The organism is Paraburkholderia sp. EG287B, from assembly GCF_040965595.1.
Taxonomy (GTDB): Bacteria; Pseudomonadota; Gammaproteobacteria; order Burkholderiales; family Burkholderiaceae; genus Paraburkholderia.
The window spans coordinates 1-18,469 of sequence record NZ_JBFRCG010000015.1 but is presented as its reverse complement, the minus strand read 5'-3'; the positions used below and the strand labels follow the sequence as shown (position 1 = coordinate 18,469).

The window sequence follows — 18,469 nt, the reverse complement described above, 5'->3', positions numbered from 1 at the left end:
GCTGCGCCCAGCGGCATGCAGATTTCAGTGGAGCATCGTCACTGGTGTCGAAGTCAGGCGCCATAGCCTGGCGAGGACGGCCCATTTGTGGAAGAAGCCGAGGTGGCTTGCATCGAGCACCACGATATCCGCATGCCCCTTCTCTGCACACTGTGCGATGGTCCGCTCCGCCGGCCCGAACACGCGTTTCCACGTATACGGCACGCCCGCGTCATCGAGAATCGCCCGCGTCTGCATGAGCGCATCGAGTGCTGCCTGCTTCTCCCGCCTGTGCAACGCCGCCGGCGAATGGAACGCTACGGCACGGCCTCGTGCCACATCGTCGAGCACTTCGACGATCTCGACCTCGGATACGCATCGTTCCGAAAACAGGAATGCTCCGTGACGCGCCGCTTCGGTCGCCCCTTTGGCGCCGAGCACGGGAATAAGCAGTTTCAGCACAGCCAACCTCCAGTCCACACCCATTCGTCATTTCCAGCCTGATTGAAGCACGGACCTCGCCAGAATGACGTAAAAGTCGCGGGGCAACGTATAAAAATCTCATCAACAGCCTACGCCGACGAGGCAATATCCAACCCCGGTCTCCGTCACGATATGCTCGGGTCGGGCCGGATCCCCTTCGAGTTTTTGGCGCAGGTGCGCCATATAGATGCGCAGATAGTTCGCATTTTGCGCATGGGCGGGTCCCCAAACCTCCTCCAGGAGTTGGCGATGGGTCAGCACACAGCCTGCGTGACGAACGAGCGTGACCAGCAGGCGATACTCGATGGGTGACAGATGGATCGTCTCGCCGTCGCGTTCTACCGACCTGGCTGCCAGATTGACCGTCACCGCGCCGAACGACACCCTGGCCGAATCCGCGGTGACGGAGCGATCCTGCCTGCGCAGGTGCGCCCGGATGCGCGCCAGCAATTCGGCGATGCCGAACGGCATGGTCACGTAGTCGTCAGCGCCCGCGTCGAGCGCCATCACCTTGTCGTTTTCCCGGGCGCGTGCCGACAGCACGATGACCGGCACAGCGGACCAGGCGCGCAGTTGCCGGATCACGTCCACACCCTCCATGTCCGGCAGGCCCGGGTCGATGATCACCAGATCGGGCCTGGCGCTGGCGCTGATGGCGAGCCCTTCCTGCCCGGTGCCGGCATCGAAGACGCGCATCGCCTCGCTTTCGAGTGCGGCTCGCACATACCGGCGAATCTGCCGGTCGTCCCCGATCAGGACAACCGTAACGCCCGGATCGCTCATGGCATGGCCAGGCGATTCACGGCACTACCGGAGGCGTCCGGCGACCGGTTCTGGGACGTCCCCGCCCCGCGTAGTTCCGGGACTTCGGTTTCCGCAGGCGGTGTTTCGTCCGCAGGTAACATGAACCAGAAACACGCGCCGAGCACGTTCCCGTTCATATCGGTGCGGTTGGACGCGCCTATCCTGCCCCCGTGCGCCTCGACGATCGCGCGGCTGATGGCAAGCCCCAGACCCATGCCCGGCAGTGCCGATTCCTTCTCGCCACGGGTGAACTTGTCGAACACCCGTGTTTCCATGCCCGCAGGCAGCCCCGGCCCGCTATCCCGGACTTCGACCCGCACGTACCGGTGTGCCTCCTCGTGCAACATGGACGCACCAATGGTGAGCGGCGACCCTGCGGGCGTATATCTGGCCGCGTTCTCGAACAGGTTGGCGAAGAGCCGTTCGACGAGTACCGCGTCGAACTGCACGAGCGGGATATCGGGGGGCACGCGTGCCTCAACCTGGCGTTCGCCCAGCATGCGCCGGCAGCCGGCCAGCGCGGAGCCGATCACCTCCTCGATCGACGACCACTGCCGGTTCAGCCGCATGCTGCCTTCCTCGAGACGCGCCATGTCGAGCAGATTGACGACGAGCCCGTTCATTCTCAGCGCCTCCTCGCGGATCGCCTCCGAAAGCTCCTGTGCCCTGGGCCCGCCTGTCACGGCGGCGCCCTGCTCGGCGAGCACCGAGGCGAAACCCACGATCGCCGTGAGGGGCGTGCGCAGGTCATGGGAAATCGCGGACAACAACGAGTTGCGCAGGCGTTCCGATTCCATGCTGACCAGCGCGTCCTGTGCGATCTCGACGTAGTGCACCCGTTCGAGCGCGAGCGCGATCTGCGCGACAAAGGTGTCGAGCATGCGCCGCTGCTCGGGCACGGCAAACTCCGCCATCCGTTCAGACAGCAGCGCGATCACGCCGCGCGTGCGCATCGGCGCCTTCAGCGGCAGGTACAGCGCCGTCGCGGCAGGCAGGGTCTCCGTGCCGTGGCCGGCCTGTTTCTGCTGGTCATAGACCCATTGGGCGATATCGAGATCGACGTCGTCGAGTGCGGTCGCCGGATCGGGATTCTCGACCTTGGGCCGCACCTTCTCCGCGCTATCCGGCAGCAGGACCGCCGTGCGTGCCTGGAACACTTCGCTCACGTGACGCATGCCGATCTCGATGATCTGGTCCGTCATCAGTGCGCCACCCAGTTCGCGCGTCATCGCGAACATGGCGCCCGTGCGGCGCTCGCGCAGCGTGGCGAGATGCGCCTGACGCTTGAGGCTCGCGGTCAGGTGACTGATCATCAGCGAGGTCATCAGCATCACGGCGAAGGTGAGCAGATATTGGGTGTCGGCGACCGTGAACGACATGCGTGGCGGCACAAAAAAGAAATCGAATGCCGCCACGCCGAGAAACGAGAACAGCACGCCCGGCCCGCGCCCGAGCCGCGCGGCCGTGAAGACGGCGCCGAGCAGATAGAGCATCACGAGATTGGTCTGCGCGATCCGGTCAAGCAGCATGCCGGCGATCGCCGTAATGGCCGCGCAGATCGCGAGTGCCCAGGCGTAGGAGACCGGTGCGGAGCGGTGCGCGCCCATATCGGGCCCCGCAAACCCGCTCACGGCATCGTGGCGCTCGGCGGCTTCGCGCACCGCGCCGGAGTTGACCACCGTGACGTCGATATCGCGCGCCGACCAGACCATCTGCTGCGCGACGGACGGACTGAGGCGCGCGCGCCATCCCCGCACCGACGACGCGCCCACCACCAGCTTCGATACGTTGCGCATGCGAGCGTAAGCCAGCACCGTCGTCGCGACCTCGTCGCCCTGCAGCGTGACGGTTTCCGCGCCCAGCTCGGAGGCGAGCTTGAGCGCCTCGAGCGTGCGCTTGCGAATGGCGTCGGGCAGCCGCGCGAGCTTCGGCGTCTCGACGTAGACCGCCAGCCAGTCCGCTTTCTGGTTCGAAGCGAGGCGCGCCGCCGCGCGCACGAGATTGCTGCTCGCCTGGCCCGCACCGACGCACACGATGATGCGTTCGCGCGCCTGCCAGATGCGCTCGATCGACTGATCGGCGCGGTACTCGCGCATCTGCGCATCGACGCGGTCGGCCGTGCGGCGCAACGCGAGTTCGCGCAGCGCGATCAGATTGCCCTTGCGAAAGAAATTGCGGACCGCATGCTCCGCCTGCTGCGGCATGTAGACCTTGCCTTCGCGCAGCCGGTCAAGCAGTTCCTCGGGCGGCAGATCGACCAGCGTGACCTCGTCGGCGAGATCGAATACGCGGTCGGGCACCGTCTCCCACACGCGGATGCCCGTGATCTGTCCGACCACGTCGTTCAGGCTCTCGAGATGCTGGACGTTGACCGTCGTGAACACGTCGATGCCGGCAGCCAGCAGTTCCTGCACGTCCTGCCAGCGCTTCAGATGCCGGCTGCCCTGGACGTTCGAATGCGCGAGTTCGTCGACGAGGATCAGTTGCGGCTTGCGCGCGAGCGCGGCGTCGAGATCGAATTCGGCAAGCAGGCGGCCGCGATATTCGATGCGCGCGGGTGCGATGACCTCCAGGCCTTCGATCAGTGCGAGCGTCTCCTTGCGTCCATGCGTTTCGACGATCCCCACGACGACGTCGGCACCTTCGTCCTTGCGGCGGCGAGCTGCCTGCAGCATCGCAAATGTCTTGCCGACGCCGGCCGATGCGCCAAAAAATATTTTCAGCCGTCCTCGCTGGCTTTTCTCCTCGTCACGCTGCATCCGGTCCAGCAGTTCGTCGGGATCGGGCCGGTTCATCGCACGTCTCCTTGCGAGTCATCCCATGGTCGTGCTGTCGGGGCGGGCGTTGGCCAGGTCACGCCGCGCCTGCAAAACCTCAATGCATCGGCTTGATCTCGTCGAGCGCGAGATTCAGCGCCAGCACATTGACGCGTGGCTCCCCGAACAGGCCGAACTGCCGGCCAGACGTGTGCTGCGCGATCAGTCCGTCGACCTGGTCGAGCGGCAGTCCACGCGCTTTCGCCACGCGCGCGGCCTGATACGCCGCCGCGGCCGGCGTGATGTCGGGGTCCAGCCCGCTGCCTGACGACGTCACGAGATCGACCGGCGGTGGCGCCGTGTTCGACGGATCGGCGTCGTGCAGCGCCGCCAGGCGCCCCTTCACTTCGTCGGCAAGGGCCGGATTCGTCGGTCCGAGGTTCGAGCCGCCGGAATTCTGCGCGTTATAGGGATTCGGCGTCGTGGCCGAGACGCGGCCCCAGAAATAGTACGGTGCGTCGAACTGCTGGCCGATCAATGTCGAGCCGACCGGTTTGCCGTTCCTTTCGATCAGGCTGCCGTTCGCGTCATGCGAAAACACGGCCTGGGACACCGCCGTCACCACGAGCGGGTAGATGCCGCCCGTGATCACCGTCAGCAACACAAACAACACCAGCACGGGGCGCACGGAATTGTTCATGGTTCACACCCATCCAAATGCGGTAAGCACGACATCGATCAGCTTGATGAACGGAAACGGCAACAGGATGCCGCCAAGCCCGTAGATCAGCAGGTTCCGGCGCAAAACAGAAGCGGCGCCGAGCGCGCGATACTTCACGCCCTTGAGCGCAAGCGGAATGAGCGCGACGATGATCAGCGCGTTGAAGATCACCGCAGACAAGATGGCCGACGACGGGGACGTCAGGTGCATCACGTCCAGCACGCGCAGCTTCGGATAAGTCGAGGCGAAGGCCGCCGGAATGATCGCGAAATACTTCGCGACGTCGTTCGCGATCGAGAACGTCGTCAGCGAGCCGCGAGTCATCAGCATCTGCTTGCCGATCTCGACGATCTCGATCAGCTTCGTCGGGTTCGAATCAAGATCGACCATGTTGCCCGCTTCCTTCGCCGCCTGCGTGCCGCTGTTCATCGCCACTGCGACGTCGGCCTGTGCGAGCGCGGGCGCATCGTTGGTGCCGTCGCCCGTCATCGCGACGAGGCGCCCGGCCGACTGATGCGTGCGGATCATCTTGAGCTTGGCTTCCGGCGTCGCTTCGGCGAGGAAGTCGTCGACACCGGCTTCGGCGGCAATGGCCGCGGCCGTGAGCCGGTTGTCACCGGTGATCATGACCGTGCGGATGCCCATCTTGCGCAGTTCGGCAAAGCGCTCCTTGATGCCGCCCTTCACGATGTCCTTCAGCTCGATCACGCCGAGCACGCGCGCCGGCCCCCCTTCGCCCGTGCCGTGACCACCGGGTTTTTCGGCGACCACCAGCGGCGTACTCCCGCGTCGCGCGACATCCGTCACCGCGTTGTTGACCTCTCCCGGATAGCGGCCGCCATGGGACTCGACATACAGCTTCACCGCATCCGACGCGCCCTTGCGGATCTCGCGCTCCGGCAGGTCGACCCCGCTCATCCGCGTCTGCGCCGTGAAGCCGAGAAACGTGGCGTGCAGCGCGCTCATGTCGCGCTCGCGGATATTGAAGCGCTGCTTGGCGAGCACGACGATGCTGCGGCCCTCCGGCGTTTCGTCGGCGAGCGACGCCAGTTGCGCCGCGTCGGCGAGGTCCTGCTCCGAGACGCCGGGCGCCGGCACAAAGGTCGATGCCTGCCGGTTGCCCAGCGTGATGGTGCCTGTCTTGTCCAGCAGCAGCACGTCGACGTCGCCCGCCGCCTCGACCGCGCGCCCCGACGTTGCAATCACGTTGGCCTGCATCATGCGGCTCATACCCGCCACGCCAATCGCGGAGAGCAGCCCGCCGATGGTGGTGGGAATCAGGCACACCAGCAGGGCCACGAGGGCCGTGATGGTCACGACATGGCCCGCCTGTGCGGCTGCCACGGAGAAGATCGAGAACGGCAACAAGGTCGCCGTGGCGAACAGCAGCACGAGTGTCAACGCCACCAGCAGGATCGTCAGCGCGATCTCGTTCGGGGTCTTCTGCCGTTTGGCTCCTTCGACCATCGCGATCATCCGGTCGAGGAAAGCCTCGCCGGGATTGACCGAAACCCGCACCACGATCCAGTCCGAAAGCACGCGCGTGCCGCCCGTCACCGACGAAAAGTCGCCGCCCGATTCGCGGATCACGGGCGCGGATTCGCCGGTAATGGCCGATTCGTCAACGGACGCGACGCCCTCGATGACTTCGCCGTCGGCCGGAATCGTGTCGCCCGTTTCGATCAGCACGACATCGCCTTTGCGCAGATCGGTGGAGGCCATCACCGTGACGGGCGATTTCGGATGCGGGTCGTTGAGCTTTTTCGCCATCACGTTGTGCTTCGCGCTGCGCAGCGACGCTGCCTGTGCCTTGGAGCGGCCTTCGGCGAGCGCTTCCGCAAAATTGGCGAACAGCACGGTAAACCACAGCCACAGCGCAATGGCGAGGATGAAGCCCGCCGGCGCCTCGGCCTGGCCGGCGAGCGCGGCGAACCAGAGGATCGTCGTCAGGATGCTGCCCACGTACACGCAAAACATCACGGGATTGCGCAACTGCGTACGGGGCTTGAGCTTCCTGAACGACTCGGCGATGGCGGGCTTCACGAGCACCGGGTCGAACATCGAGCGTGCGGCCGTGCGTGCCTGGCCAAGATTGTCGGGACGATGGGCAGGCGGTTGAGTGGGCGTAGACATGCTTTCCTCGTACTCAGTGACCGGCAATCATCGACAGATGCTCGGCAACGGGTCCGAGCGCAAGCGCGGGCACGAACGTCAGCGCGCCGATCAGGAGCACGGCCCCCAGCAGCAGCACAACGAACAGCGGGCCGTGCGTGGGCAAGGTCCCTTCTGTCACCGCAATGCGCTTCTTTTCGGCGAGCGAGCCCGCGACGGCGAGCACCGCGACCGCCGGCACGAACCGGCCAAACCACATGGCGATGGCCAGCAGCACGTTATAGAACGGCGTATTGACGGAGAGCCCCGCAAATGCGCTGCCGTTGTTGTTCGTGGCCGAGGTAAACGCGTAGAGAATTTCGGAGAAGCCGTGCGGGCCGGGATTGGCAATGCCCGCGGTGCCGAGCGGAGACAGCACGCCGATCGACGTGCCGACGAGCACGATCATCGGCATGATGAGGACCGCAATCGATACCATCTTCATCTCGTAAGATTCGATCTTCTTGCCGATGTACTCAGGTGTGCGACCGATCATCAACCCGGCGATGAACACCGCAAGCAGCGCAAAGACCAGCATCCCGTACAGCCCCGAACCTACTCCGCCGTAGACGACCTCGCCCAGCTGCATCATCAGGATCGGCACGAAGCCGCCCATCGGCGTGAGCGAATCGTGTGCATTGATCACCGCCCCACACGACGCCGACGTGGTGGCGACCGTAAAGATGCCGGAATCGGCAATGCCGAATCGCACTTCCTTGCCTTCCATGTTGCCGCCGGTCTGCAGCGCCGATCTCATCTGGTCGACGCGCAGCGAGGCGAACAGCGGATTGCCGGCCTGCTCCGCCGAGATCTCGCCCCAGCAGCCGACCGCAAACGCGATGGTCATGGCCGCAAGCACGGCATAGCCTTGCCGGTTGTCGCCGACCATCCGGCCGAAGACGATGCACAGCGCGGCGCCGATGCACAGCATGGCGATCATCTGGACGAAATTCGACAGAGGCGTTGGGTTCTCGTACGGATGCGCGGAATTGGCATTGAAGAATCCGCCGCCATTGGTGCCGAGCATCTTGATCGCTTCCTGCGATGCCAGCGGGCCCATCGCAATGGTCTGCTTGTCGGCCTTCATGTCCTGCATCACGGGGTTGCCCTTGGCATCCTTGACCGGATTGCCCTGCGCATCGGTCTTCGGCACCTGGTAGGTCGTGACCTGCAGCGTCGGCACGTCCACATACGCCTTGAAGTTCTGGATCGCCCCCTGACTCACGAGCACCAGCGCGATGACGAACGCGATCGGCATGAGGATGTACAGCGTGGAGCGCGTCAGGTCGACCCAGAAATTGCCGATCGTCTTTGTCGTGTGGCGCGCAAACCCCCGGATCAGCGCGACGGCCACGGCAATGCCGGTCGCTGCGGAAAGGAAGTTCTGCACGGCGAGCGCCGTCATCTGCGTGAGATAGCTGACCGTGCTTTCCGGCGTATAGTTCTGCCAGTTCGTGTTGGTGATGAAGCTGATGGCCGTATTGAAGGCGCCATCGGGCGTCATGGGACCGAAGCCCTGCGGGTTCGCCGGCAACCATTGCTGCAGGCGCAGAAAGCCATATACCGCCAGGGCACCGAGCGCATTGAACAGCAGCACCGCGAACGCGTACTGCTTCCATGTCATTTCGGCATCGGGGTCCACGCCCGCAAGCCGATACAGCGAATGCTCGACAGGCCGCCCGATCTTGCGCACGACGACCGATGAGCCGTCGAGCACCGAGGTCATGTAGTGGCCGAGCGGAATGGAGACAGCCGTCAGGACTACGATGAAAAGCACGACGTGGAGCAGGTTGTAGGTATTCATTCGAGTTCCTCCGCGCGCAATAGCGCGTACACGAGGTACACGAGCAGGAGCAGCGTCGCGGCGCCGGCGAGCCAGATCATCCATGCGGTCATGGCCGGCCTCCCGGTGCATGCCCGTAAAGCTTCTCGCAACCCATGACAAGCGCGACACTGAGCCCGAGGAAGACCACAATGCCGGCGATGTAGATCAGGTCCATATCGATGCTCCGCAAACGATCGGAAATCACGACGTGAAGTCGGCCCCTTCTACTGGCCTTGTCAAGACTAGGAAACCGCGAATAAAAAAGGTGTAAATATCGAAGCCATGGAAAAAGGCGGTCGTCGGCACATCCGTGTCCGTCGCGTCACCGGGTTCCATTGCGTAAGCTGTTTAATTCATCGGCCCCGGGTCTCGACATGACTGGATCGCCTGCAAAATCTTTCTCGTGTGACCTACGCTACGAACGACGGCGTCATAAAACTGATGCAAAATCCGCGCACCGACGTCTGCGAATTGCAGCGACCCGAACCACACGACCTTAGCCAACATGTCGAACCCGACCAATGCCAGCGTCGATCCGGCTGACCCGCGCGGGACAAACGCGAGTCATCCTCATGCGCCGCCGTCCGCGGGCGGCGCCACCGCAATGGCATCGCTGGCGCTCGCCGCGCTCGGTATCGTTTTCGGCGACCTCGGTACGAGTCCGCTCTACGCATTGCAGGAAGCTTTCAATGGCGCGCGCGGCGTGGCCGCGACACCGGAAAACGTGGTGGGGATCGTCTCGCTCTTTCTGTGGTCCCTCATCCTGATGGTGAGCGTCAAGTACGTTCTCGTTCTGATGCAGGCCGACAACCATGGCGAAGGCGGCTTGCTGGCACTCCTCGCGCTGCTGGTGGGAGAGCGGACCGGACGCGAAATGCGGCGGGCCGCCCTGCGCTGGGTGTTCCTCGCGATGTTCGGCACGGCCATGCTGTATGGCGACGGCGTCATCACGCCCGCGATATCCGTGCTGAGCGCGGTCGAGGGCATCGAGGTCGCCACGCCGGCCTTCTCGCACTACGTCGTGCCGGTCACGGTGGTGATCCTCGTGGCGCTGTTCGCCGTTCAGCCACTCGGGTCGGGCCGCGTCGGTGTGGCGTTCGGGCCGATACTGGCCATCTGGTTTGTCGTGATCTTTATCCTCGGCGTCGCGTCCATTGCGGGCACGCCCGCCATTCTCGCGGCGTTCAACCCGATCAACGGCATCACGTTCTTCATGCACAACGGCTTCCGGGGCTTTCTCGCGCTGGGAGCCGTGGTGCTGTGCCTGACCGGCGGCGAAGCGCTGTATGCCGACATGGGGCACTTCGGCGCCAGGCCGATACGTCTGGCCTGGTACGGCTTGGCACTGCCTGCCCTGACTGCCAGCTATCTTGGACAGGGCGCACTTTTGCTGCGCGATCCCGGCGCAGCGGCGCGGCCCTTCTATACGACCGTCCCCACGTGGGGGCTGTATCCCATGGTGGTGCTGGCGACGCTCGCCACCATCGTCGCGTCGCAGGCCCTGATCTCCGCAGTGTTTTCACTCACGCGACAAGCGGGACAACTCGGTCTCTCGCCTCGCGTGACGGTCAGGCACACTTCATCGAGCACGGCCGGACAGATCTACCTGCCCGGCCTGAACTGGCTTCTCATGGCCGGCACCATTGGCGTGGTGCTGCTCTTCCGCTCATCGGACAGTCTTGCGGCCGCTTTTGGCATTGCGGTGTCCACCACCATGGCGATTACCACCTTGCTGTTCGCGGCGTTCGCGCACGTGCGATGGAAGTGGCCGGTGTGGCGTGTCGCACTCGTCGCCGGCGTTTTCATGGTGGTGGATGCATCGTTCGTCGCCGCCAACGCGATGAAATTTGCGGATGGCGGCTGGCTGCCGCTGGCCATCGGCGGCCTGACGTTTCTGGTCTCGACGTCCTGGCTCGTCGGGCTGCGGACGATGCGCCGTTCACGGGGGGATTCGGGCTTGCCGCTCGACGTCTTCATCGCCAGTCTCGCGCAGGACGCGCCATACAGGGTGACGGGCACGGCCGTGTTTCTGATGGCCGCCGGTGACTCGGTGCCCACGACGCTGCTGCATCACCTGAAGCACAATCAGGTCCTGCACCGGCAGGTGATCCTGCTGACCTTGCTGACCGAGGAAATTCCGCGCGTATCGCAGGACGACCGCTTCGATGTGCAATGCTTCGATCAAGGCTTCATTCGCGTCGTGGGTCGTTACGGCTATATGGAGTCGCTCGATGTTCCTGAGCTGCTCAAGCAAGCGTTGCAGAAAGCCGGACGAGAGGCTTACGACCCGATGACTACGTCGTTTTACCTCGGGCGCGAGTCGCTCACGGTATCCAGGAATCTCAATCCCGCGCGCCGTTTGCTGCTGAGCGTCTTTATTCTGCTGCGCAAAAATGAACTCGATGCGACCAACCACCTGAAGGTGCCGCCCAACCGTGTCGTCGAGATGGGGGCGAGGCTCGACCTCGAGTGAACGAAAGCCTGTCCTCGCTTACGGTCGCGAAGGGTCGTTACGCGCTTCGCCAGCTTCACTCCCCACGGTAGTTCAGCCAGACCTTCATCGGTCCGCTTTCGCGGTGATGCCAGGCGAAGTAAGGAATGGCGATCAAGGTGGCACCGTGGCGCGGCGTTGCATCGGCCGCTTCAGCCAGGGGCCGGTAGAGCGCTCCCGTCCAGTCCGGATCGATTTCGCGCTTGTGTGCAGCGCCCTTGAGCACGACCACTGACCGGCCGCGTTGCAGCCGAGATGCGCCGCGATCGACGACGCGCTGATCGGCTCATGAAAGGCGCGGAAGGCCGGGATACCTGCGCCAGATCGGTTCGATATGACGACGGCATCCGGGCCACTCCATCTCGCATCACGCGTCCTTAGCGAATCCCGCGCTTGATGAGCGGAATGAGCGAGTCGATCGTCGCGGGCGTCTGCACACCTGCGCCGGTGTTGATGGTCAGTCCCGCGAAGTGATAGGCCGCCGAGAGCACGCACTGCGTGACCGGCAGAAAACCCTGCAGATAAAGCTGTTGATCGAGCGTCGCGGTGATGAATTTGCTCTGCAGCCCGGAAATCGTGGCAGGCGCCAGATCGATGCCGCCCACGATGACTTGTCCCGGCTTCTTGCCAGCCTGCTGGAGCGCTTGCGGAATGAACCCGGTCACGCCGCCGTGCTGGGTGCCGATCGCCTTCAGACCAGGGTGCGCCTGGATAAAGGCGACCAGGATCGGCACGGCGAGCGATGAATCGGAATCCACCTGCGGCGAGATATTGAGCCGGGTCACCTTCACGCCGGCCTTCTCCAGCGTCTCGGCAAGTCCGCGGTCGGACTGGCTACGCACGCTCTCGTTGAAGACACCGTATTCGAGCGCCTCGTCGCCCTTCTTGAGCCCGGCGCTGAGCATGGCCTGTGCGGTGATCTGGCCGCCCACGTAGAGTTCGACGCCGGCGTAGCCGAAGCCCTTCGCGTCGTAGAGCTTCTGGTTGTCGGGCAGCGGCGTATTGCCGACGGTCACGATGATGCCCTGATCCACCGCCTGCTTGATCAGCGGGGCGAAGGCCGGATCGCCCGGGTGGCCCATGATGCCGATACAGGTCGGCTTCGCCGCCATCGCCTGGCGAAACTGCGCAAGCATCGTCTCCGGGCTCCAGGCCGAGAACTGCTCGATCACCTTGATGCCGAAGGCATGCCCCGCATCCGCCGCCCCGGTCTGACGCGGCAGCGTGGCGCCGTCGCCGGGGTTTCCGCCCATCTGCATATACATCGTCATACCGGCGCCGAGCTGGCCTGACGTGGTCGGATCGGTGGCACCAGCGTTCGGCGAGAGGCCGAACGCAAGCACGCCCGCCCCCAGGAGAAACCCAGTCATGATCTTGTTCATTTCCGCTCCTATCTCCTGATTTAACGGCTTTAGCGCCGCCCAAGCCTGAGTCTTTCGCGCAACGCGCGCAGCCTGGCGGGATTCTCGACCAACAGATGCAGGATCACGGCGACGATGAACACCACCCCTTCGATCGCCTGGACCCAGAAGCCGGCGATACCGGTCGCAACGATGCCGGCCTCCAGCATGCCAATCACGAAGGTGCCGAAGAAGGTGCCCACGATCGTCGCCGTGCCGCCGAACACCGAGGTTCCGCCGATGAACACACCGGCTAGCGCCGGCAGCAGATAGCCTTGCCCCTGGGTCGAGAAGTAGTTCAGATTCTCGAGCGTGAGCAGGACCGTGGCGAAGCCGGCCAGCACCCCCATCAGCGTGAACAGCTTCACCGTCTCGCGCAGCACGTTGATGCCCACGACCTTCGCCACGTTGCGGTTGTCTCCGATGAACAGCACGTGCTCGCCGAAACGGTGGCGATTGAGGATGAACCACATGAACACGGCGAGGCCGAGCGCCCAGAGCGCCTGCATCGGGATCAGACCGAACAGCGTGCCCGTGAATACCGCGTACGCTGACCCGCTGGCGAGTTGCTGCAGCGCATAGGAGAGCCCGCCGGAAAGGATCGACGCCACACCGGCCCACAGGAACTGCGTGCCGATCGTCACGATGATGGACGGCATGCCGACCACCGCGACCAGCACCCCGTTCACCACGCCGACCAGCGCACCGCCCGCCAACGCCGCAATAATGGCCAGCCAGGCGGATCCCGTGGTGTTCACGCACCAGGCGAACAGGAAGCCCGAGAAGGCCATCACCGAGGGGAACGACAGGTCGATCTCCCCTGCCGCGATCACCAGCGTCAGCCCGATCGCCAACACCGCGAGAGGCGGCACGGTGGTCAGGAAGGAGAAGTAGATTGGCCAGCCCAGAAAGACGCGTGGCGCGGTCGCCATGAACAGGCCGACCACCAGCGCAAATACGACCAGGCTCGGCAAGCCCTCCATGCGGGCGAAACCCGGCAGGCGCAAACCTACCGGGCGCACCGGCCGCTTTTCCTTGATCGGATCGCTCACGTCCTTGTCCCCGCAACCGGCGCCGGTCCGTGCCCGCTCTGCTGAAGCGAAATCAGGAACCGCGTGAGATCCTCGAGGCTCATCTCACCGGATTTGATATCCGCGACGATCCGGCCGCGATCGAGCACGACCAGTCGATCGGCGAGCTCATGCACATGGGCGAGGTTATGTTCGATGTAGATGCAGGCGCGGCCGGACTCCTTAATGGAGCGCACGAAGTCGAGAACCTTGCGCACCTCGCTGATGGCAAGCGCCACCGTGGGTTCATCGAGAATGATCAGATCGCTGTCGAAATGCATCGCGCGTCCGATCGCGATGCCCTGGCGCTCGCCGCCGGAAAGTTTCGCGATCAACGAATCCGCGTCGATCCCCACGCCGCGAAAACCGAGCTGTTGCTTGAGAATATCGTTGGCGATGCGCCGTTCTTCGGCGACATTGATAAAACCGAAGCGGTTGGTGATCTGCCGCCCGACAAAGAAATTACGCCACAGCGGCTGCTTCTCGCCGAGCGATTTCTCCTGATAGACCGTCTCGAAGCGCAACCGGTGCGCCTCGCGCACGGAAAAGCGGCTCCAGTCGACCTCTTCGTCGCGGATGAACAGCTTGCCCGAGCTCGGCCGCACGACCCCGGTCAGCACCTTGATGAGCGTGGATTTACCCGCGCCGTTATCGCCGATCAGGCCGACGATCTCGTTGCGGCCAATGGCGAGGTCGATGCCGGAAAGCGCGCGGATCTTGCCGTAGGACAGGCTGATGCCCTGCGCGCGCACGATATGCCGCCAGTCGCTCGCAGCGCGCGCGGCATCGCTCGCCGTCACGCTACGCTCCAGCGCGAATGACCTGCAGGGATGTTGTGTACGACGATAGCCATAAAACTTTCCCCTTTGCTTATCGATCGCCGCATCAACTTACATAGAAAAGTCTCTGGAATATAGTAAGACTAACAGTCAAAGTCTAGTTCAAGAATAGCCTCGCGAGACCGCTTGTTTCATCGGGAAATTACTAGTCCCGGGCATCCGGACAACGGAATGTAAGAGACCCGGGCACGTCCACGGTTGATAGCAAACTTCGCGCGTATGACCTGACGCGGTGGCTCGTGCAGGAGGCACGACAGCACGAGCCACCACGGCATCGAGGTCGACAACGCCCTTGAGATGGTCAACAATCACCGGGCCCGTCAATGCCAGTTTCCATCGCCACGTATGAATCAACCTGAATTCACGCTGCGCGCAGCGACGCCCGCCGACGAACCATTTCTGTTCGAGTTACGCAGGGCAACGATGACCGGGCATCTGGAACGTGCCGGCGAATCGACCGACGAGGAAGCGCATTGGGCGCGTCTACGCTATCGCTACGACGACGCGAATGTCATCTGTTGCGGATCGGAAAGACTCGGACTCTTCAAGTTCTTTCGCGACCCGGATGAATGGACCATCGTACAAATCCAGATCCTGCCCGAACATCAGGGTCGCGGTATCGCGGCCCAGCTGCTCGGTGATTTTCTGCGTCGGGCCGACGACGCTCGTGTCCCTGTCAAACTCAGCGTGCTGAAAGGCAATCGGGCAATCACCCTTTACCAGCGCTTTGGGTTCCAGGTGATCGATGCGACTGACACGTCGTTGCTGATGAGGCGGCCGTAACCCGCCGCTACATGAAATTGCGCGTATGCAGCGCCGCAAGTTGCTTCGCCTGAGCCGGCTCGAAGCCAAGGCGCACCAGCCTCGTGTAGCGCCATCGGCCATTTCGCGCATCAAGGTTTGAACCCGCGCGTAGCCTCGCGCCACGGCCGCCGGCGTCAACTCGCCCGCGGCGATCATCGCACATGAAGGAGCCCGCAGCGCATCGGCAGTGCCGCAGGCCGGCACATTATTGCATCTGCCGATTTTGTCTGGATGCTGGGTGTCCCGGCTGCTGGGTGTCCCGGCTCGTCCGCAAGGCCTGGGCGCGCGCTGCGCCCAGGCCGCAGCGACCTCAGTGCATATCGCCAACGACAACGCGTGCCGACAACGCGTTCGTATCACGCGACGACGACGCGGCGCGAATCTCGTAGCTTCCGCCATGCACCTGCCACGCGTGCTTCGTGACGTTCCACGTCGCGAGGCGCCGCGCCGGGATGACGACGCTCACCTGCTGGGACTGCCCGGGCCGCAAGGCGATCTTCGTCCATCCCACCAGGCGCTGCGGCGGCTCGCCCAGACCCGGCGGCAGCGTGGCGTACACCTGGGCGACTTCGGCGCCGGCACGCGAGCCCGTGTTGGCGACGGTGAACGTGGCGATCACGTTGCCGCCCTGATCGGTATGCGTCCTGAGCCCCGAGTACGAGAACGTCGTATAGGAAAGACCATAGCCAAACGGGAACAGTGGATCGATGTTTTTCGCATCGTACCAGCGGTATCCCATCAGGAGTCCTTCGCTATAGACGACGTTCAGGTTGTTGGGGTCGATGGTCGGCTGCGGCAGATCGGCTTCCTGGCGCGGGAACGTGATCGGCAGCTTCGCGGACGGATTCACGTCGCCGAACAGGATGTCCGCGATCGCCTGGCCGCCCTGCACACCGGGATACCACGCTTCCACGACGCCGTGAACGCTGCCGAGCCACGGCATCGTGACGGGACTGCCGTTCTCCAGCACGACGATGACCCGCTTGGCCTTCGCAGCCACCGCGTTGATCAGCGCATTCTGGTCGTAAAGCTGATTGCTCGGGTCCGCCTTGTTGTCCGGCAAGGACAGGTTCGCCAGATCCGTGCCCTCGCTTTCCCATTGCGTGGCGAACACGATCGCGACATCGGCGCTGGCGGCCGCGCTAGCGGCGGCGGAGGCGTTCGTGCCGTCGAAGTACGTCACCGTGGCCTGAGACGCCTTGGCCTTGATCGCGTTGTACGGCGAGGACTTGTACCAGGTCGCGCAACTCGACAGCAGCGGGTTGCCGGACTGGCATCCCGACACCGCATTGCCGTCTGCCGCGGGCACGCCTCCCGACCCGCCTCCGGACATCACGCCGACATCGGCATGGCCGCCGATCACGACGATCGAGTGCAGGCCGCCAGCGGCGAGCGGAAGGACCGGCTGGTTGCTGCCGGAAGGCGCGCCATTCTTCAGTAGAACGATCGACTCGTGCGCCACCGCGAGAGCATCACGGTTGCCTGCCGTCTGGTCGACCGAGCCGCCAGGGGTGGGCGGGTTGTCCATGACGCCAAGGGCAATCATGGTGCGCAGCTTGCGAAAGACCATGTCATTGAGGCGGGCGACCGGAACGGTACCGGCCTGGACCGCGGCCTTCAGCGCGCTGCTGAAATACGACTGAATGCCGAAGCCCGCCCCTGCCGTGCCGAGATCGCCTGGCTGCTCTTCATCCAGACCCGCCATCGCGGAGGCGACAGTCGTGTGGTTGGCCGTCCAGTCCGACTGGACTTTGCCCTTGAAGCCCCACTCCTGCTTCAGGATGGTCGTGAGGAGTTCCGGGTTCTGGCACGCATACACGCCGTTGATCAGGTTGTACGAGCACATCACGTTGCCGGGATGCCCCTCGCGCACGGCAATCTCGAAGGCGAGCAGCTCCGTTTCCCGCATCGTCCTTTCGTCGACCACCGAATTGCTCGTCATCCGGTTGGTTTCCTGGTCGTTCATCGCGTAGTGCTTCACCGTGGCGATCACGTTCTGCGACTGCGTTCCCATGGTGCGCGCGGCGCTCATCGTGCCGCTCAGAACGGGGTCTTCGCCCATGTACTCGAACGTGCGGCCATCGCGCGGTTCACGTGCGAGATTGACGCCGCCACCGAGTCCTTCCGCGTAGCCGAGCACGCGCAGCTCACGGGCAATACGCGCCCCGTAGGCCCCCGCGAGCGCCACGTCCCAGCTCGAGGCGAGCCCGATCGGCGCGGGAAAGGCCGTGGTATGCGCGTTCTGCACGTTCACGCCGCCCGCCGAATCCGCAGTGGCCAACGGCGGAATGCCCAGACGGCTGACGCCGGGGATATAACCGGCGCCCTGCACCCACGAAGGAAACGGGCCACCGAGTCCGACGGTGGGAATGCCCGTCCCGTGCACCAGCTGGATCTTTTCGTCGAGCGTCAGTTGCGAGACCAGCACTGCCGCGCGCCTGTCGGCCTGGTCGCCCTTCGCTTTCCAGTCGAAGGCCGGCTGTGACGCACCCGAATCATGGGAAAAGAACTGGGCCACAATCGAAAATGGGCTGGCGCCCCATGTGTTGCCGGTGGCGGCTTGATCCGCATACGCCACAGAGCCGGCACACAATGCGCCGGCGACCGCAACCGCTATTTGCTTCGCATTCCTCACGGTGTCTCTCCTGTTTTGCCGATTGCATGAGCGATGACCCGCAGGATTGCGGGACCGTAATCGGACTACATTTTTCTTCTAGTTTTATGTTGAATTACCCTACGTAGCGAGATGACGATAGCACCCGGCGAAACGTTTGCGCTTATCGTGCCGTCGCGGAACTTAACCTGGCGTCGCGGCATCAGGGTTTGCCTTAGCCCTGCGCCGTCTGCCATTTCGTCGCTACCTTGCAGGCAGTTTACGAGTCTTCGAACCGGCTCACGGCGCCCGGGCAGCGGTTCATGCGGATTCGATATCCGGCCCCATCGGGCCGTTTGAGGATTGCAGCAAGAATGCTAAAGTCACCAGCTACCAGCGGTTAGCCGAGGCGACGTTTCTCCGTTCCATGGTGTCTTATATGGACGCCTCCCGGTTTGCCAGGTGATATTCGATGTGTGACTGATAGGACGAGGCTGCAGACTTATATCCGGCCTGTGGTGCGGATCAAGATGATCCGCTGGCCCTGATGGAA

14 protein-coding genes are annotated in these 18,469 nt (G+C 63.9%); 2 read left to right on the top strand and 12 right to left on the bottom strand.

Features of this window, described 5'->3' with window-relative positions; translation table 11 throughout:
- Positions 1-24: 24 nt before the first annotated feature.
- The 7 genes from AB4Y40_RS26765 to AB4Y40_RS26735 form a co-directional block, all read right to left on the bottom strand.
- The gene (locus tag AB4Y40_RS26765; protein WP_368690387.1) at positions 25-441 is read right to left on the bottom strand and encodes a universal stress protein; all 417 of its coding nucleotides are present in this window, start codon (positions 439-441) and stop codon (positions 25-27) included.
- A 102-nt stretch (positions 442-543) separates the two neighbouring features.
- Positions 544-1,245, bottom strand: coding sequence for a response regulator (locus tag AB4Y40_RS26760; RefSeq protein WP_368690386.1), 702 nt, complete (start codon positions 1,243-1,245; stop codon positions 544-546).
- The gene (locus tag AB4Y40_RS26755; protein ID WP_368690385.1) at positions 1,242-4,061 is read right to left on the bottom strand and encodes a DUF4118 domain-containing protein; all 2,820 of its coding nucleotides are present in this window, start codon (positions 4,059-4,061) and stop codon (positions 1,242-1,244) included. Before AB4Y40_RS26755 ends, AB4Y40_RS26760 begins: the two co-directional genes overlap by 4 nt.
- 79 nt (positions 4,062-4,140) lie before the next feature.
- Positions 4,141-4,722, bottom strand: coding sequence for a potassium-transporting ATPase subunit KdpC (gene kdpC / locus AB4Y40_RS26750; RefSeq protein ID WP_368690384.1), 582 nt, complete (start codon positions 4,720-4,722; stop codon positions 4,141-4,143).
- Positions 4,723-4,725: 3 nt separating this feature from the next.
- Entirely contained in the window at positions 4,726-6,876 is a 2,151-nt protein-coding gene (kdpB, locus tag AB4Y40_RS26745; protein WP_368690383.1) for a potassium-transporting ATPase subunit KdpB, read from the bottom strand.
- A gap of 13 nt (positions 6,877-6,889) precedes the next feature.
- Positions 6,890-8,698 carry a potassium-transporting ATPase subunit KdpA gene (gene kdpA / locus AB4Y40_RS26740; protein WP_368690382.1) on the bottom strand — a complete coding sequence of 603 codons (1,809 nt, stop codon included), beginning with the start codon at positions 8,696-8,698 and terminating at the stop codon, positions 6,890-6,892.
- Positions 8,695-8,790 carry a potassium-transporting ATPase subunit F gene (locus tag AB4Y40_RS26735; RefSeq protein WP_368690381.1) on the bottom strand — a complete coding sequence of 32 codons (96 nt, stop codon included), beginning with the start codon at positions 8,788-8,790 and terminating at the stop codon, positions 8,695-8,697. Before AB4Y40_RS26735 ends, kdpA begins: the two co-directional genes overlap by 4 nt.
- A 434-nt stretch (positions 8,791-9,224) precedes the next feature.
- Between AB4Y40_RS26735 and AB4Y40_RS26730 the strand changes: the two genes are divergently transcribed.
- Positions 9,225-11,192 carry a potassium transporter Kup gene (locus tag AB4Y40_RS26730; RefSeq protein ID WP_368690380.1) on the top strand — a complete coding sequence of 656 codons (1,968 nt, stop codon included), beginning with the start codon at positions 9,225-9,227 and terminating at the stop codon, positions 11,190-11,192.
- Positions 11,193-11,247: 55 nt separating this feature from the next.
- Here AB4Y40_RS26730 and AB4Y40_RS26725 read toward each other — a convergent pair whose 3' ends face one another.
- From AB4Y40_RS26725 to AB4Y40_RS26710, 4 genes are all read right to left on the bottom strand, one after another.
- A complete protein-coding gene (locus AB4Y40_RS26725) occupies positions 11,248-11,442 on the bottom strand; it encodes a hypothetical protein (protein WP_368690379.1) in 195 nt (64 codons plus the stop codon).
- Between the two features lie 145 nt (positions 11,443-11,587).
- Positions 11,588-12,592 carry a substrate-binding domain-containing protein gene (locus tag AB4Y40_RS26720; RefSeq protein WP_368690378.1) on the bottom strand — a complete coding sequence of 335 codons (1,005 nt, stop codon included), beginning with the start codon at positions 12,590-12,592 and terminating at the stop codon, positions 11,588-11,590.
- 29 nt (positions 12,593-12,621) lie between these two features.
- Positions 12,622-13,662, bottom strand: coding sequence for an ABC transporter permease (locus AB4Y40_RS26715; RefSeq protein ID WP_324159124.1), 1,041 nt, complete (start codon positions 13,660-13,662; stop codon positions 12,622-12,624).
- On the bottom strand, positions 13,659-14,480 hold the full coding sequence (locus tag AB4Y40_RS26710) for an ATP-binding cassette domain-containing protein (protein ID WP_368690377.1): 822 nt from the start codon (positions 14,478-14,480) through the stop codon (positions 13,659-13,661). The genes AB4Y40_RS26715 and AB4Y40_RS26710 overlap by 4 nt, the downstream gene beginning before the upstream one ends.
- A gap of 384 nt (positions 14,481-14,864) precedes the next feature.
- On the opposite strand from AB4Y40_RS26710, the gene AB4Y40_RS26705 reads away from it, so the two are divergent.
- The gene (locus AB4Y40_RS26705) at positions 14,865-15,302 is read left to right on the top strand and encodes a GNAT family N-acetyltransferase (RefSeq protein WP_368690376.1); all 438 of its coding nucleotides are present in this window, start codon (positions 14,865-14,867) and stop codon (positions 15,300-15,302) included.
- A gap of 331 nt (positions 15,303-15,633) precedes the next feature.
- Here the strand turns inward: AB4Y40_RS26705 and AB4Y40_RS26700 are convergent, their stop codons facing one another.
- Positions 15,634-17,958 (bottom strand): beta-glucosidase, encoded by a 2,325-nt coding sequence (locus AB4Y40_RS26700; RefSeq protein ID WP_368690375.1) that lies wholly within the window; start codon positions 17,956-17,958, stop codon positions 15,634-15,636.
- Positions 17,959-18,469 lie beyond the last annotated feature (511 nt).

What these genes read in the sequence shown, in the direction of transcription:
- AB4Y40_RS26760 (WP_368690386.1), bottom strand. Translation starts at nt 1,245, where the DNA reads ATGAGCGATCCGGGCGTTACGGTTGTCCTGATCGGGGACGACCGGCAG.
- AB4Y40_RS26755 (WP_368690385.1), bottom strand. Translation starts at nt 4,061, where the DNA reads ATGAACCGGCCCGATCCCGACGAACTGCTGGACCGGATGCAGCGTGAC.
- kdpC (WP_368690384.1), bottom strand. Translation starts at nt 4,722, where the DNA reads ATGAACAATTCCGTGCGCCCCGTGCTGGTGTTGTTTGTGTTGCTGACG.
- kdpB (WP_368690383.1), bottom strand. Translation starts at nt 6,876, where the DNA reads ATGTCTACGCCCACTCAACCGCCTGCCCATCGTCCCGACAATCTTGGC.
- kdpA (WP_368690382.1), bottom strand. Translation starts at nt 8,698, where the DNA reads ATGAATACCTACAACCTGCTCCACGTCGTGCTTTTCATCGTAGTCCTG.
- AB4Y40_RS26735 (WP_368690381.1), bottom strand. Translation starts at nt 8,790, where the DNA reads ATGACCGCATGGATGATCTGGCTCGCCGGCGCCGCGACGCTGCTCCTG.
- AB4Y40_RS26730 (WP_368690380.1), top strand. Translation starts at nt 9,225, where the DNA reads ATGTCGAACCCGACCAATGCCAGCGTCGATCCGGCTGACCCGCGCGGG.
- AB4Y40_RS26720 (WP_368690378.1), bottom strand. Translation starts at nt 12,592, where the DNA reads ATGAACAAGATCATGACTGGGTTTCTCCTGGGGGCGGGCGTGCTTGCG.
- AB4Y40_RS26705 (WP_368690376.1), top strand. Translation starts at nt 14,865, where the DNA reads ATGAATCAACCTGAATTCACGCTGCGCGCAGCGACGCCCGCCGACGAA.